The sequence below is a fragment of the Nocardioides ginsengisoli genome (assembly GCF_039537225.1).
GTDB lineage: Bacteria > Actinomycetota > Actinomycetes > Propionibacteriales > Nocardioidaceae > Nocardioides > Nocardioides ginsengisoli.
Genome location: NZ_BAABAC010000005.1, coordinates 240,060 through 255,808, shown reverse-complemented (window position 1 = coordinate 255,808; position 15,749 = coordinate 240,060). Strand labels below are relative to the sequence as shown.

At 64.4% G+C, this 15,749-nt stretch carries 13 protein-coding genes and 1 pseudogene; 4 read left to right on the top strand and 10 right to left on the bottom strand.

Annotated features, from left to right (window positions below; genetic code table 11):
- Positions 1–95 precede the first annotated feature (95 nt).
- Positions 96–353 carry a hypothetical protein gene (locus AB4880_RS02880; protein ID WP_367917690.1) on the bottom strand — a complete coding sequence of 86 codons (258 nt, stop codon included), beginning with the start codon at positions 351–353 and terminating at the stop codon, positions 96–98.
- Positions 354–577: 224 nt separating this feature from the next.
- Here AB4880_RS02880 and AB4880_RS02875 point away from each other — a divergent pair, with 224 nt between their 5' ends.
- Entirely contained in the window at positions 578–1,945 is a 1,368-nt protein-coding gene (locus AB4880_RS02875) for an NAD-dependent succinate-semialdehyde dehydrogenase (protein ID WP_367917689.1), read from the top strand.
- 538 nt (positions 1,946–2,483) lie between these two features.
- Positions 2,484–2,852 carry a nuclear transport factor 2 family protein gene (locus tag AB4880_RS02870; protein ID WP_367917688.1) on the top strand — a complete coding sequence of 123 codons (369 nt, stop codon included), beginning with the start codon at positions 2,484–2,486 and terminating at the stop codon, positions 2,850–2,852.
- Between the two features lie 92 nt (positions 2,853–2,944).
- On the opposite strand, the pseudogene AB4880_RS02865 reads toward AB4880_RS02870, so the two are convergent.
- From AB4880_RS02865 to AB4880_RS02825, 9 genes and pseudogenes are all read right to left on the bottom strand, one after another.
- Positions 2,945–3,942: pseudogene (locus tag AB4880_RS02865) on the bottom strand (NAD(P)/FAD-dependent oxidoreductase); the annotation flags it as partial.
- A gap of 148 nt (positions 3,943–4,090) precedes the next feature.
- Positions 4,091–4,750 (bottom strand): TetR/AcrR family transcriptional regulator, encoded by a 660-nt coding sequence (locus tag AB4880_RS02860; RefSeq protein ID WP_367917687.1) that lies wholly within the window; start codon positions 4,748–4,750, stop codon positions 4,091–4,093.
- Positions 4,751–4,799: 49 nt separating this feature from the next.
- Positions 4,800–6,413, bottom strand: coding sequence for a class I adenylate-forming enzyme family protein (locus AB4880_RS02855; protein WP_367917686.1), 1,614 nt, complete (start codon positions 6,411–6,413; stop codon positions 4,800–4,802).
- 41 nt (positions 6,414–6,454) lie between these two features.
- Positions 6,455–6,919: a hotdog family protein gene (locus AB4880_RS02850; RefSeq protein ID WP_367917685.1), complete on the bottom strand. Its 465-nt coding sequence runs from the start codon at positions 6,917–6,919 to the stop codon at positions 6,455–6,457.
- A 125-nt stretch (positions 6,920–7,044) separates the two neighbouring features.
- Complete coding sequence (locus AB4880_RS02845) at positions 7,045–7,857, bottom strand: ABC transporter ATP-binding protein (protein ID WP_367917684.1); 813 nt, start codon at positions 7,855–7,857, stop codon at positions 7,045–7,047.
- Positions 7,854–8,849: an ABC transporter ATP-binding protein gene (locus AB4880_RS02840; protein ID WP_367917683.1), complete on the bottom strand. Its 996-nt coding sequence runs from the start codon at positions 8,847–8,849 to the stop codon at positions 7,854–7,856. The genes AB4880_RS02845 and AB4880_RS02840 overlap by 4 nt, the downstream gene beginning before the upstream one ends.
- Positions 8,846–9,694 (bottom strand): ABC transporter permease, encoded by an 849-nt coding sequence (locus AB4880_RS02835; RefSeq protein WP_367917682.1) that lies wholly within the window; start codon positions 9,692–9,694, stop codon positions 8,846–8,848. Before AB4880_RS02835 ends, AB4880_RS02840 begins: the two co-directional genes overlap by 4 nt.
- Complete coding sequence (locus tag AB4880_RS02830) at positions 9,694–10,683, bottom strand: ABC transporter permease (RefSeq protein WP_367917681.1); 990 nt, start codon at positions 10,681–10,683, stop codon at positions 9,694–9,696. The genes AB4880_RS02835 and AB4880_RS02830 overlap by 1 nt, the downstream gene beginning before the upstream one ends.
- Positions 10,684–10,708: 25 nt before the next feature.
- Entirely contained in the window at positions 10,709–12,358 is a 1,650-nt protein-coding gene (locus AB4880_RS02825; RefSeq protein WP_367917680.1) for an ABC transporter substrate-binding protein, read from the bottom strand.
- Positions 12,359–12,548: 190 nt separating this feature from the next.
- On the opposite strand from AB4880_RS02825, the gene AB4880_RS02820 reads away from it, so the two are divergent.
- Together AB4880_RS02820 and AB4880_RS02815 are read left to right on the top strand one after the other, a co-directional pair.
- Complete coding sequence (locus AB4880_RS02820; protein ID WP_367917679.1) at positions 12,549–13,964, top strand: amidase; 1,416 nt, start codon at positions 12,549–12,551, stop codon at positions 13,962–13,964.
- Between the two features lie 102 nt (positions 13,965–14,066).
- Positions 14,067–15,746, top strand: coding sequence for an amidohydrolase (locus tag AB4880_RS02815; protein WP_367917678.1), 1,680 nt, complete (start codon positions 14,067–14,069; stop codon positions 15,744–15,746).
- Positions 15,747–15,749 lie beyond the last annotated feature (3 nt).

The window sequence follows — 15,749 nt, the reverse complement described above, 5'->3', positions numbered from 1 at the left end:
AGTTCCATGCCACCGGCTCCACGCAGAGCTTCTGCTCAGGATGGGCATCTGGATTGGTCGTGAGCGGGTCGCGCGGCTGCTGCAGGTGACCGGGATCAGCCACCGACCGAAGCGTCGCCATTGAGTTGTCGGCCGGTCTTCTGGTCGACCAAGTCGAGCGGGCGTAGTACCGAGCGGGCCACGAAGCCGAAATCGGCCACGATCGGCGAGCCCGACGGTCTCGCGGTCGCGAACCAGCTCAACGCCGACATAGAGACCCATGCCGTGGACAGCGCCGACGATCGCATGCCGGTCAGCGAGCTGGGGATCGAGACCGCCTTCGACCTGACGTGTGCCTCGCCGGCCTTCGCCATGAGTCCACCGAATCTGCGGCGTTCCGAACTCGAGGCTCTGGAGGAATCCGTCGTGGCGCGCGCCCCCGATGGGGGCTTCCCTCACAGCAGAGTTTGTGTAAAGTTAGATATACAACAATACCTATACAACGTAGTCGGCATGAGTAGCAACGGACTTCCGAACTGGCCCATATGGCTCGCCCGGTGCATAACGCGAGGATTCCCGTCCACACAAGGAGCAGTGCATGACCACGACATCAGGACCCGCCTACCAGGTCGTCAACCCCGCGACGGGCGACGTCGTCGAGACCTTCGAGACCGCATCGGATGCCGACATCGAGTCGGCGGTGTCGGCGGCCACCCAGGCGTACGCGTCATGGAAGGACGTGCCGATCACCGAGCGTGGTGAGGTCGTCAAGAAGGTCGCCGCACTGTTCGCCAGGCGGGCCGACGAGCTCGCGGCGATCGCGAACGAGGAGATGGGCAAGCCGGTCGGCGAAGGGGTCGAGGAGGCCGAGTTCTGCCAGGCGATCTTCGACTACTTCGCGAACGAAGGCCCGACGCTCGCCGCCGACCAGCCGATCAAGACGTTCTCCGGCGGCAGGGCCGTGGTGCAGAAGCTGCCGATCGGCCCGCTGCTCGGCATCATGCCTTGGAACTTCCCCTTCTATCAGATCGCGCGGTTCGCAGCGCCCAACCTGATGCTCGGCAACACGATCATCCTCAAGCACGCCGAGTCGGTGCCGAGGTCCGCGCTGGCCGTCGAGCAGATCATGAAGGACGCCGGCGTACCCGAGGGTGCGTACGTCAACGTGTTCGCCTCGCACGAGCAGATCGAGACGCTCATCGCCGACCCTCGCGTCCAGGGCGTCTCGCTCACCGGGTCGGAACGCGCCGGCGCCGTCGTTGCTTCGCTGGCCGGCAAGAACCTCAAGAAGTGTGTCCTCGAGCTCGGCGGCTCCGACCCGTTCGTCGTACTCGACAGCGCCGACATCGCCGATGTGGCAGGGAAGGCTTGGGACTTCCGGATGTACAACGCCGGACAGGCCTGCAACTCCAACAAGCGGATGATCGTCATGGAGGACGTCTACGACGACTTCGTGTCCGAGCTGACGTCCAGGGCACTGTCGATCGAGCCGGGCTCCTTCGCTCCACTGTCATCCCGCGCCGCCGCCGAGAACCTCGCCGAGCAGGTGCGGGACGCCGTCAGCAAGGGCGCGACGCTTCACGCCGGCGGCGTCCTGAGTGACGGTCCCGATGCGCACTACTCGCCGGCCGTCCTGAGCGGCGTCACCAAGGAGATGCGGGCATACGCCGAGGAGCTGTTCGGTCCCGTCGCCGTGGTCTACAAGGTCGGCTCCGACGAGGAGGCGCTCGGATTGGCGAACGACACACAGTACGGGCTCGGCGGCGCGGTGTTCAGCTCTGACCCCGCTCGCGCCGAGAAGATCGCACAGCAGCTCGAGGTCGGCATGGCCAACGTCAACACCGCAGCAGGCGAAGGCGTCGAGATTCCCTTCGGCGGGGTCAAGCGTTCGGGCTTCGGCCGCGAGCTCGGTCCGCTGGGCATGGACGAGTTCGTCAACAAGCGGATGTTCTTCATCGCCGACTGACCGGCACCCGCGCCACGCGAGCAGTCCGGCGAGGTTGCACCTCGTGGCCGTGCGTTGGCGACCGGAGGATTCAGGACAAGTCGAAGCCCGGACCCACAAGCCGTGGGTCCGGGCTTTTCCATCCCGGAAGGAGCCCGCGAGGTGGGGAATCCTCAGGGCTTGTCGGTCGGGGCACCACAGATACCTTGTGGAGCGCCTCGTCGATCGTCCAGGTGCCGCGGTCGCCGGCGTACAACCGCATGACACGCACCTCGTTGGACTCGATGTCGGCGTGGATCTCAGATGAGATCTCCCAGATGCCGATGCCGATCTCGACATCGCCAGCCGAGACCGGCGCAGACAGGTTCGCCCGCGGACCCCCATCGACGACATCGGCAAGCTCGACGTGGTCCAGGTCAGTCAGCGTGCGTCCTCAGCCAGCAACCGCGACTGGGCCGCGCCGGGCCCGATGAATGTCATGAGAGCCGCTCCGGCGCCTGGTCCAACTCGCGCAGGAATGAGTTGATGACCCGTTTATGCCGCTCCGGCTCCTCGAGGTGTGGGTACTCCCCCGTCCGCCGCCATGGAACGGTTCGACATGAAGGTGATCTCGATCGATGTGACGGCCAGCATGATCGCTTGTGCCAAGGTCGTCGATCTGTACGGCGGCGTCTACTACACCGACTACCTCACCCTTGCGGTGCACGATGGCCGCTGGGTCATCGCGTGCAAGGATGTTCCACTACGCAAGCTGATTGCTCAGGAGTCGAAACCGAGCCCGAGACGCTCGAGCGTGCGGAGCATCAGGTTGCGCCGCCCTTCGCGGTGGTCGGCACGGTTGAGTGACCACTTCGTCGCCTCGATCCCGAGCTTCGCGAACGGTTCAGGTGGGAAGGGAAGAGGCTTCTTGCGCACCATCTCGAGCTGAGTGCGCGCTGTCGTCTGCCCGGCTAGGCGGTCGAGCATGACATCGGCGGCGAATCTCGTTGCGCCGACTCCGAGTCCCGTGAACCCGCTCGCGTATGCGACGCGACCCTGCCTGGCCAGGCCATGGAAGGCACAGAACTGGGTCGACGTGTCGATCGCTCCGGCCCAGTGGTGGCTGAACCGAATGCCCTCCAGCTGCGGGAAGGTGGTCAGGAAGTGTGACGCCAGCGTGCGAAATGACTCCGGACGGTTCTCGTACTCGGCTCGCACCTTACGGCCGGCGTGGTAGATCGCGTCGTACCCTCCGTAGAGAATCCGACCGTCCCGGGTGAGTCGGGAGTAGTGGAACTGATTGGCCAGGTCAGCCATACCTTGCCGGTTGCGCCACCCGATCGAGCTCAACTGATCGGCGGTCAGCGGCTCGGTCATCAGCACGTAGTCATAGACCGGCACCGTCATGAGCCGCAACCGGCGCAGTAGCGGGCGGAACACGTTGGTGCCGAGTGCCACCTGGTCCGAGACGACCGATCCCTGTGCAGTCCGGACCCGCACCGGGCCGCGGCGCGGCGACTCGATATCCGATACGGCAGAGTTCTCGTGTATCTCCACGCCCAGCTCGGCAGCCGCGCGCGCGAGGCCGCTGGCCAACTTGCCGGGATGGACCAGGGCGGTGTCGTCTTTCATCCAGCGGCCGGCCTTGAAGACCGGGCTGTTGATCTGTTGCCTGACCGCAGTCTCGTCGAGCCACTCACCGGAGTCGGACTCCTCGAGCCATCGCAGATGGTGGGGCTCGTATGCGACTTGAAGTACGCCGGTCCGCTCCAGCCCCGCGTCGATGCCGAGGTCCTGTACGTCGCGCTCGAGTGCCTCGAGGTTCTCCATCCCCAAGCGTTCGAGGGTCTCATATTCGTCGGGCCAGCGGCGCCGGCCGTTTCCTCGCCGTGAGTGAGGCTCGCCTCGACGAAACCGCCATTGCGACCCGACGCCGCCCACCCGATCGTCTGCGCTTCCACCAATACGACCCGAGCTCCCGGGTTCCTCCGCTTGGCCAGTACCGCGGTCCACAGTCCCGTGTAGCCGCCACCGACCAAAGTCAGGTCGGCATGGGTCTCACCCGTGAGCGCCGCGAAGGTGGGGGGCTGATGTCGTCGAGCCAGAACACCTTGTGCTCCGACCCGGCAAGGGCTTGCGTAACCGTCGCCTCGGCCGGACGGTTGCGCTCGAAGACAGTCGTGTGACTCATCGTGCTTTAGCGCTTCGTCGTGTGCCGTTCGGGGTTCGCCGCGTCGATGCCCGCTTGACAGCCTTCTGAGAGGTCGCGGCCAGCGGCAGAGCCATCGAGCTGACGAAGCGCTCCAGGGCGGCCGCCTGGCGTTCGGGAGTCCACATCTCCGGATGCTCGACCGCCGACAGGGCAATCCCACTTGTCCACGCCCGCAGCACGTCGACCATCTCGTCGAGGTCCTCAGCATCGACGAACTCCTCCAACCCCGCCCGCATCACCCCGCGCATCCCAGGTTCGAGCTTGTCGAAGAACTCACGCAGCGCCGGCTCTGCGTCCCTGTGCGCCACGAGCGCGACCCGGACTCGTTCGAGCGCCAGCGTCTCAGGATCATCGGGCAGGAAGTACTCGAGCACGGCGTGCAGGCGCTCGTGCGGGTCGCCGATCTTCAAGAGTTCTCCGCGCTTCACTTCGGCTTCGCTGAGAACCGACTCCAAAAGTGCGCCGATGAGCGCATCCCGGTTGGGGAAGTAGTGAGTGATCAGTGTGCTGGATCCACCCATCCGCTTCGCCAACGAGCGAAGCGTGAAGGTGGGGAATCCTCCCTCGGCAAGCGCCTCGATCATCGCCGAGATGATCGAGGCCTTCCTCTCCTCCGGATCCACGAAACGGGGCATGTCATTGACCTCTCGAGCTGTTCTACAACGCCTGCAACATCGTAGGCCTCTAGTGACCGCGAGCGCCGGCTTCTGCCCTCGTTTCCGACCGGGTGTCGAGACGAGTGACGTCAACCGTTGCTTCATTGAGTGGCTCCTCCGCCTTGAGGGCAGCCTTGTGGACCTTGCCACTCGCGGTGTACGGAAGGTCGGCGCGGAACTCGACGTATCGCGGGACCTTGAATGGCGCGAGACCCGTGCGCGCGTGTGCGACGACTTCCTCGGCCGAGACCTTGGCGCCATCCTTGAGTACGATGATCGCCTTTACCTCTTCGCCGCGCTCGCGATCTGGGACCGGGATGACCCCGACGGCATGCACCTCGGGCATCAGGAGGATCTGGAGCTCGACCTCAGCCGAGGCGATGTTCTCGCCACTGCGACTCACCATGTCCTTGAGTCGGCCTTCGTAGTAGTGCGCACCTTCGGCGTCCTTCCGGACGATGTCGCCTGTGCGGAACCATCCGCCTGGCAGGAACAGCTCTGCATTGACCTCGTCCCTGTTGTGATAGCCGAGCATCATCCCCTCCCCACGTAGACAGAGCTCACCGGAGACGCCGACTGGTACTTCCTGCAGATTGGAGTCGATGATCTTCGACTCCCGGGTCGGGAAGCAGAAGCCCATCGACCCCTTCATCGCGAGATCACGGCGGTCCCACGGCACGAACGTCCCGTTGCCCACCTCGGTGCTCGCATAGAAGTCGCGAGAGACGATGCCGAAGTGCTCCTCGAGAAGAGCGATGCCCTCCGGGGGCACGCCTGCGATCGGAGCCCGCTTCAGCAGCAGCGGTCCGTCATTGTCGCTCGGCGCCAGGTCGACCATCTCCTCGTCGATCCACGCCATGTCGATCTCGTGGTCAACCAGCCAGCCCATGAACTTGCGTCGGCTCATGCCCCTCGTTACACAGATGGCGCCGCCGCTAGCAAGAGCGGTCATCAGGTACGCCTGGTTCTGCATGTAATAGAAGGGGTGGTCGGCAAGGATGCGCCGCGGGTTGAACAGGCCCGCGTCCCAGACGCCCAGCTCTACCCAATAGCGATGCGTGAGCAGGCAACCCTTGGGCAGACCGGTCGTGCCGGAGGTGAACTGGATGTTCGCGACCTCGTCCTGGTCCGGGTATGCCGTGACAGGTGTGATGTCGCTCTGAACCAGGGCTTCGAACGCGAGGGTTCCGACCGGCTGCCCAGACACTGTGATCACCCGATCACGCAGCACGGGGCCGAACGAGTCGACCGAACCGTAGTTCTCGAGTAGGTCGTGTGCTGCGATCAGCCACGTCGCGCCAGCGTCTCCGAGCACGAACTCGCTCTCCCGCGCCGTGTACTTCGGATTCAGTGGCACGATCGCGGCACCCAGCTCGGCGACCGCGAACCAAGCGAGCGGGAACTCGACCTGGTTGCGCAGCTGCACGCCGACTCGATCCCCAGCCGTGACCCCGGCACGCTGGAGGCCCGACCGGAGCCGAGACACCCGTTCGCGGAACGCCGACCAGGTCAGCGTCGGTCCGCCACCCTCCACATGGATGATCGCGATCTCGTCACCGTGGGTCGTCGCGGCAAGATCGAGGGCGGCGGGCATCGAGAGTCCGCGGAGGGCATTCTGGTACTCCGTGAGCTCGATGTGCATTGACATCATCAGATTCTCGTCCGTTCTCGTGGTCGTCATGTTCAAGCCGAGGTGGTCCAAAGGACGCGCAGAGTGGCCACGAAGCCGGGCCTTTCCCTGCCCTTGACCTCGCCGACGAGATCCATGACGATCAGGTGCCCCTGCTCGCCGCGGTCGATGACATCCCTGACCGTTCCTCGAAGCCTGAACTGATCAGCGAAACGGATGACCGTCACGAAGCGGGCATGATCGAGGCCGTAGTTCCAGGCAATCCACGGGCCGTCGGAGTAGATGCCGTGATTGCACAGGTAGTCAAGCATCCCGAGGAGGTGGAAGCCCTCGACAAGGTCGTCGCCGTACCCGCTCTCGCCGCCGTAGCGGTGCGGATAGCCGTCCAGGTACGTCCCTCGGTGGAAGTCAGCCGACCGGTCCTCGTCCATCTGGAACCACGGCGTCACGAACTCCTTGCCGACCAGTGTCGGCGCCTGGTTCGGATGGGAAACCCTGAGCGTGACGACCTCGGACACGTCGGTACTGTTGATGGCCATGTGTTGTGTCGGTCCCTTCATGTGCCCTCTCGAGCACCCTTGGTTTTTACAACAACTGTTGTAGTTAAAGAGCAGGTCTCCGCCCAGATCGGAACGGCGTGCCGCTAGGTTCTCCTCCGCGGCTTCCAGCCGGGCTTGGGAACGGCATCGATAAGCGCCTGCGTGTACGGGTGCTCGGGCGAGTCGAGGACCTGCGCGGTCGAGCCGGACTCGATGATCTTGCCTTGGTTGAGGACGATGCAGGTCTCGGTGATCTGGCGAACGACACCGAGGTCGTGCGACACGAAGAGGTAGGAGACCCCCGTGGCCTCGCGAATGTCCGCCAGCAGATTCAGCACCTGAGCCTGGACGCTGACGTCCAGCGCGGAGACCGCTTCGTCGAGGATCAGGATCTTCGGCTCGAGTGCCAGCGCGCGTGCGATAGCTACCCGTTGACGCTGGCCGCCGGACAGGTTTCGAGGGAGCTTGTTCGCGTGTCGCTCGTCCAGTCCGACCTGCTGCAGGAGAGCGGTGACGCGCTCAGTCAGCTGCGCCGTTCCCCAGCCGAAATGCACCGCGAGCAGCTCTTTTATGCCGGCGCCGACGCTTTGCCGCGGGTCCAGCGAACCGAAGGGGTCCTGGAAGACCATCTGCACGAGACGCGCATTCGCCAGCCGCGTACGCCTGCGCGATCTGCCGGCGAGAACGCGACCATCGACGTCGACCGTTCCGGACGTGGCCGTCTCAAGCCCCGCGACGATGCGCGCGGTGGTCGTCTTGCCTGATCCGGACTCGCCCACGATCGCGAGCGACCCGCCAGACTCGAGGGTGAAGCTGACCTGGTTGACCGCAGGATGTTCGTGCCCGGCAGGACCCGGGAACACTTTCACGAGCTTGTCGACGGTCAGGACCGGCTGCTGTGCGTGATCGATCGTCATGCCGAGGCCGCCGTCTTCAGTTCGTGGGTGAGCTCTTCTGCACGGTGACAAGCGACGACGCGGCCGTCCAGCTCTCGAGCGACCGGCCGATCGCTGCGGCAGAGCTCGGTGGCGAAGGGGCAACGAGCAGCGAAGACACAGCCCGTCGGGACTTCGTATGCGGACGCAGGGCGCCCGGGGATCGACACCAGCCGTTTGACGTGCGTCGTGCTCGGGCGTGAGGCGAGAAGCGCCGCCGTGTACGGGTGTCGCGGGCCGGCGTAGATGTCGTGCGCCTTGCCCTTCTCGACGACAGTCCCGGCGTACATGACCACCAGCGAGTCGGTCACCGCCGCCGCGAGGTCGAGATCGTGCGTGATGAACAGCATGCCGAGGCCGCGCTCCTGGATCTGCTCGACCATGATCGCGATGACCTCAGACTGGACCGTGACGTCGAGGGCCGTCGTCGGTTCGTCCGCGAACACCAGCTTGGGTTCACTCATCAGGGCCGAGGCGATCATCACCCGTTGGAGCAGGCCGCCAGAGAGCTGGTGCGGATACTGCGCCATCCGGCGCGGAGCATCCTTGATCCCCATCTCATCCAGCAGCCCGATGGCTCGATCGATTGCGGCCGCTTTGGACTGAAGTCCGGCGGACACGACCCCTTCGATCAGAAAGTCGCCGATAGTCTGCATGGGATTGGTGTGCGCCCGGGGATCCTGGTGGATCATCGCGACATCGCTGCTGCGGTAGCGAGCGAGCTCGCGTCGACCCATGTCGAGGACCGACACGCCTTCGAACTCGATGGAACCGGTCGCATCCGCGGCGCGGGGAAGCAAGCGCATGGCAGCCTTGACCGTCATCGACTTGCCGGATCCGGACTCGCCGACCAGCCCCACGGACTCGCCCTGCCGCACCGTGAATGACACGTCCCGGACCAGGGTGCGGCGCGGCACGGAGTCAGTGAGCTCGATCGACAGATCGACGACGTTGAGGAGGGCTTCTTGGCTCATCGATCTGCTCCATAGCGTGCTCCGAGGCGGTCACCGAAGATGTTGAAGGCGACGACTGTGATGACGATGCAAGCCCCGGCGACCAGGCTCTGCTGCATGTCGCCGTTGAGCAGCTCGGACCGGCCATCGGCGACCATCACTCCCCATTCGGCCGTCGGCGTCTGAACACCGAGGCCAAGGAAGGAGACGGCCGCGAAGTCGGCCAGGGCGAGGCCGAAGGCGATCGTGCCTTGCGCGAGGACGATGGGCACGACGTTGCGGAGAATATGACGGCTGCAGATCCGCCATGACGACAGGCCGGCCAGACGGAGTCCTTCAACGTACGGCATGTTGCGCTCGCGCACCGCTGCGGAGCGCACGACCCGGGCGTAGTACGGGATGTAGATGACCGTCAGCGCTATGACTGGTGCCCAGAACCCGGCGCCGAACACGGCAGATGCAAGGACAGCGACCAGGATCCCGGGCACTGCGAACACAACGTTCAGCAGTCGATTCAAGGTCTGGTCAACCCACCCCCCCGTCCACGCAGCGAAGATCGCCAGAGTCGTCCCGCAGACCGCGCTGGCCAGGACGATGAGTCCCGGTCCGGCGAAACTGATCCGCGCACCGGCAAGGGCACGGGACAAGATGTCGCGGCCCAGACTGTCGGTGCCGAGCAAATGATCAGGGCTGGGCCCGACGCCGGAGGCGAGCACGTCGGTCTGGTCTGGCGGATAGGGGGCGAACAGGAATCCGAACAGGGCCACGAAGACGAGCAGTCCGCAGAGCGAACCGGCGATGATGAGCAGCTTGTCCTTGGGCCGACGAGTCTCGGTGGCGGCAGGATCGTGCGTCAATGACGTCATCAACGGGGCGTCCTCTCACGTGGGTCGAGCAGCACCTGTGCGACGTCGATGATCGTGGTCACCACGACGAACACGATGACGATGACGAGACTGATGGCAAGCACGACTGAGTAGTCCTTGCTCGAGGTGCTCTTGACCAGCAGGGACCCGATGCCGTCGATGGCAAACGCCTGCTCGACGACCACGGCCCCGCTGACCAGGCCGGCAACGGCCAGACCGGAAGCAGTCATCACGGGGAGTGCCGCGTTGCGCAGGATGTGCTTCCGAATAATCTGCCGTGCCGGAATGCCTCGACCTCGACTGGTCATCACGTGCTCCTTCTCGGCCTCTTCTCGCACGGCCGCTGCGGTGATCTGCGTGATGTAGGCGCCGAATCCGACAGACAACGCGATCGCCGGCAGGACCAGGTGCCGGATCCGGTCTGTTAGGCCCTCACCGGCCCCGAACGTCGGGAACCATCCGAGCTTGACGGCGAACACACTGATCAGAGCACTCGCTGCCACGAAGGTGGGGATCGAGATGCCGAGCCCGGCAAGCCCCGTGATCGTGGGTCGCCAGCCCGGCCTGATTCCAGCCAGCGAGCCGAGAAGGATGCCGACCGTGACCATCAGGACCGCAGCAGAGCCGACCAGGAGGAAGGTCGTCTCCAGGCGTGGTCCGATGAGACTCGTGACGTCCTCTCGAAACGTGAGGGACACCCCGAGGTCGCCGTGCAGAGCCGAGGTGAGCCAGTGCCAGTAGCGCTCGAGCAGGGGGTCGTCGAGCCCCAGCTCCGCGCGCTTCGCCGCCCGGGCCTCGTCTGTTGCCTTGGCGCCAAGGATCTGTGCCACGGGATCGCCAGGCGCGAAGCTCAGTGCCGTGAAGATGACGAATGATGCTGCGAGGATCGTGCCGGCGGCCCCGAGCGCCGCCGACACGATCTGCCCACCAGCGCCCGAGCGTCCGCGAGCGGGTGGACGTGTTGCGACCTCTTCGGTCAGGTCGGGCATGGCAGTCATGAAGTGAACCCCGCTCCTAGTTCGCCGAACCGATGTAGGTCATCGATGCGAGCGACCAGTACGCGAACGACGTGACCGCGCCGGTCAGGCGGTTGTTGAGGAATGTCGTCGTGTTGGTCGAAACCACCGGAATGGCGCTGGCGTCCTGCTCGATGATGACCTGCGCCTCAACAACCATCTTGGCTCGCTCCTTCGCGTCGAAGGACTGGCGCGCGTCGGTGAGCAGCTTGGTGACCGCGGGGTTGTCGAACTCCGTGTAGTTGTACGGCTGACCTGGTAGGTAGGTGAAGCCCATCGGCTCGAGCGGGTCGGCCGTCGCGTTGAAGTTCGACTGGAGCATCATGTCGATCCCCTTGCGCTTCGTGGCGTCATATCCGGCCTCGGTGAAGACCAGGGGCTGCAGTGACCGGATCTCGACGGTCAGGCCGACGGACTTGGCCTGCTGCTGGACGAGCTGAGCCACCCTGGAGATCGTCTCATCTCCGGCCTGGACGGCCATGACGATCGGGGTTCCGTCGTAGTCCGAGGCTTCAACGAGCTTCTTCGCGGCTTCGAGGTCGTACTTGCGAGCAGCGGCGATCTCGTCGTAGCCGGCCTGGTAGATGTCGGTCTCTGCCTTCGGCCACGTCGCCGGCGTCACCGCCGTGAAGTTGGCGGTCGCAGCTCCGTGATAGACGACCTTCGCAATCGCATCACGATCCAGCGCATGCTGGAATGCCTGACGGACCTGGGGGTCCGCCGTGACCCCATCAGGGGTCGTGATGTTGATGTTGACACCTTGCGTGGACGGGCCGAAGACCAGTCGACCCGCGGAGGACTTCTTGAGGACGGGGATGGCCGAAGCCGGCACCTCGTACGAGCCGTCGATCTCGCCGGAGTCGAGCGCCTGGGCGAGCGCCGTCGCGTCGCCGATGAATGAGAACTTCACCGTCTTGGCCAGCGGTCTGACGTCCTTGTTCCAGTAGTCGTCGTTGCGGGTCATCGTCAGGCTGTTGCCCGGCGACCACTTCCCGAGCTTGTAGGGTCCGCTGCACATCACCCCGCCGGCGGCGGTGCCGAACTTGTCGCCCTGCTTCTCGGTGTACGCCTTCTGGATGATGCCGATGTTCTGCATCTCGTTGGCGAAGAGCTCGTCAGGCGTCGCGAAGTTGACGGTGACCTCGTCGACTCCCGTGACGTCGACGGACTTGACGTTGATCATGATGAAGCTCAACACGTATTTCGGATCGCGCACCCGGTTGAGCGTGTAGGCGACGTCCTCAGCCGTGACAGGGCTGCCGTCCCAGAACTTCGCGTCCTTGTTGATCGTGTAGACGATCTGGGTCGGGGACTTGACCTCGAACGTGGCGAGATTCGGCTTCAACGTGAAGTCAGGGTTCGCCGTGATCAGCGAGTCGCACAGATTGCGCACCACGGTGCCGGACGGGTAGTAGACGGTGTTCGCCGGGTCGAGCGTCTCGGGCTCACCCGGCAGATTCCATTTGAGGACGTCAACCTCACCCTTGGCAGCCGGCAGCTTGCTGACCAGGTCGCCGGCGTTGACCTGATCATGGTCTCCCCCGCCGCCTCCGCCGGAACAGCCAGCAAGAACTACGGCTGACGCAATGAACATCGCTGCGAATCCAGCCGTCCGCGGGCGTCCCGCTCGCATGAAGATCGACGTCATGACACTCCTCTGACTTCGGTTCGGATGTGACCGAGACCACGTATTGCAGGGAATGTACAACATCTGCTTCACAAAGATCAAGCGTCTCGGCGACCTTGCGCCGACCACTTGACAGACCGCCGCTCCATTGGCTCATGATTGTGAATCATTTGTTGCACAACCTGTGCAATTCCGAACAGGGAGCCCCAACGTGTCCAACGAACTCATCTGGAAGAGCGCCCACGAGCTCGCCGACCTCTATCGCAGCCGTGCCGTCTCTCCCGTCGAGGTTGTCGAAGCAGTGCTGGAGCGTCAGGCGGCTGTGAACCCGAAGATCAACGCGTTCGTCACGGTGACCGCTGACCAGGCTCGCGAGCAAGCGAGGCAGGCGGAGCGTCGACTGCTAAGCGAGCCGGAGCTGCCCCGTCTGTTCGGGATTCCCATCACCGTCAAGGACCTGACCGAGACCGCAGGCGTACGCACGACATTCGGGTCGGTCGGATACAAGGACCACGTACCGACTGATGATGGGATCGCCTGGTCACGACTCAAAGCCGCTGGCACGATCCTCATCGGCAAGACCACCACTCCGGAGTTCGGTCTTCTCGGGGTCACCGAGAGCAGGCTGACCGGCACCACCGGCACGCCGTGGGACCCCTCTCGGGCTGCGGGCGGCTCGAGCGGTGGCGCTGCGGCGGCAACGGGTGCCGGTATCGGCCCCCTCGCCTGGGGCTCAGACGGCGGCGGGTCGATTCGCGTTCCTTCGTCCCTGTGCGGGACCGTCGGCATCAAGCCGACATCAGGGCGGATCCCGCACAACCACAACGTCGAGACCGACGCGACCGAGGGCCCCATCGCACGGCATGTCGTCGACGCCGCGATGATGCTTGACGTCACGGTGGGACCAGATCCGCGAGACCGCATCGCACTCCCCGACACCGGCGACCGCTACGTCGAGGCGGCCCTGGCGGACGGCGACCTCAGTGGTCTCCGCATTGCGGCAAGCCACAACCCCGGCGGCATGCCGATCGATCCCGAGACGCGCAGGGTCTTCAACGGCGCGCTGGACGACCTTCGAAGTGCCGGCGCGACTGTCGATGAGGTCGAGATCCCTCTGCCTGACGCTTATGAGTACTTCATCCAGTACTGGGGCCCGGAGTACATCGCGATCGCCGACGACATGCACGCCAACGGCCTCGACGTCTGGCCACTCATCGATCACATGGCCGAGAAGGCACGGCTGCTGACACCTCTACAGGTCAGTCAGGCGATGCGCGAGGTCAAGACAAGCATCTACGAGGCCTACGCCGGGATCTTCGGGCAGTTCGATCTCATCGTCACCCCGACGACGCCCATCCCGGCATTCCCCCATGCGGGTGACAAGGGCGGCCTCGACGAGATCGATGGCCAGCCGGTCAAGTACGCCGCCGCTGCGCTACACAGCCTCACCGAGTCGCCCAGTCACGCCGGCCTACCGGCCCTGACCGTGCCCTGCGGGTTCACCAACCTGGGTCTGCCCGTCGGCTTGCAGTTCATCGGGCCGCTCTACGCCGACGTAGCGGTGATCTCGGCCGCTGCGCGATATGAGCGCGCGACGACGTGGCATCAGCAGCACCCGTCACTGTGACAGCTTGGTCAGCTCGCAGGACACACGACGTGATTGTCACTTCGCGAGTCGGGCTTGCCGCTCTTAGCAGATTTCGGATCAACCAGGCAGTCGGGAGATGCGATGGACATCGTTCTGAAAAACGCCACGGTCTGTACATCGGATGACCAGCAGCCGTCGGCTGACACGGTCGCAGTTCGAGACGGGCGCTTCGTATTTGTCGGTCAGGAAGCCGACTGGAGCGGCGGCAATTCATTCACCGTTCACGACTTGGGAGGCAGGCTGGTTCTGCCGGGCCTCGTCGACTCCCACACTCACCCCTCCCTCGTCGCCGCAAGCCAATGGCACGTGCGGCTCCCGTGGACCGACGATGTGGATGAACTTCTCGAGTTCATCCGGGACTACGGTGAGGCCCACCCTCCGGAGGAGATGCCGTTCCTCTACTTCGAGTACTACCCCAGCTCACTCTTCGGCGAAGGGCATCCAACGAAGGAGCTGCTCGACGGCGCGATATCCGACCGACCTGTTCTCTGCCAGGACTTCAGCGAGCACTCCCATTGGGTGAACTCCAAGATGCTCGAGCTGATGGGGATCTCTGCAGCGACTCCCGACCCCGTCCCCGGACTGGAAATGTTTGAGCGCGACGAGCTCGGTGAGCCCATCGGGCATCTTCGCGAGAACGTCCACCTCCACTTCATCGAGAGGATGTACGCCGAGTTGGGGTGGTGGCCGCCGACGGCTCTGACCCCCGATTCCATGAGGCCGTTCTTCCGGTTCATGAGCGAACATGGCGTGACCGCGCTCTTCGATGCGCTTGTCGACGATGAGGACGCCCTCCGCTCGGTTGCAGAGCTCGATGCCACTGGCGAGCTGAATCTCTACTACGAAGGTGCGCCGCGGTTTCGCACGCTTGACGACCTGCCGGAGTCCATCGCGACCGTACGTCGGTATCAGGCGACCTACGGGAGCGATCGCATCCGGATTCGGACCTTGAAGCTCTTCCTCGACGGGACGAACGAGAGCGGGAACAGTGCACTTCTTGAGCCGCACAGCAGCGACCGCTGTGGAGACAACCGCGGCGAAACTCAGATGGATGTCGACGAACTGACCGAGTGCCTCGTGCAGTGCAATCGGTCAGACGTGGACATGCACATCCACATGGTCGGTGACCGGGCCTTTCGCATCGCCTGCGACGCGGTTCAAGCCGCTCGTGCAAGGGCCGCAGAGGCCGCCGAGGACTGGCGGACCCAGGTCACCTTCGCCCACTGCGAGTTGGTCGATCCAGCCGACATGAGCCGCCCAGCGGACCTGGGCATCATCGTGAACTGGACGGCACACTGGTCTGGGGGATATTTCGGCGAAGAAGCCAAGAAGTACCTCGGCAACGAGCGGTGGAACCGCATGTACGCTTTCAACGACATCGCAGCGAGCGGAGCCACGTTGACATTCTCCAGCGATGTGGTCACCCACTACGAGCTGAACAGGGCCAATCCATTCTTCGGCATGCAGGTGGCGCGCGAACGGGTCGATCCTCAATACCCCCTCGACTCGTCACGACACCCCCGCAGCGTCCGGCCGAGCGATGCCTCGAAGTTGTCCTTGGAACGCTTGGTGAAGGGCTACACGATCGACGGTGCCCGGCAGCTCAGGATCGATGACCTGGCAGGTTCGATCGAGGTGGGCAAGGTCGCGAACTTGATCGTCCTCAATGAGAATCCCTTCTCCATCGACCCGGACAGGATTCGAGAGATCAGGCCGGCGGCTGTCGTCTTCGAAGGAAGAGTTGTGTTTGGATCACTCTGACGA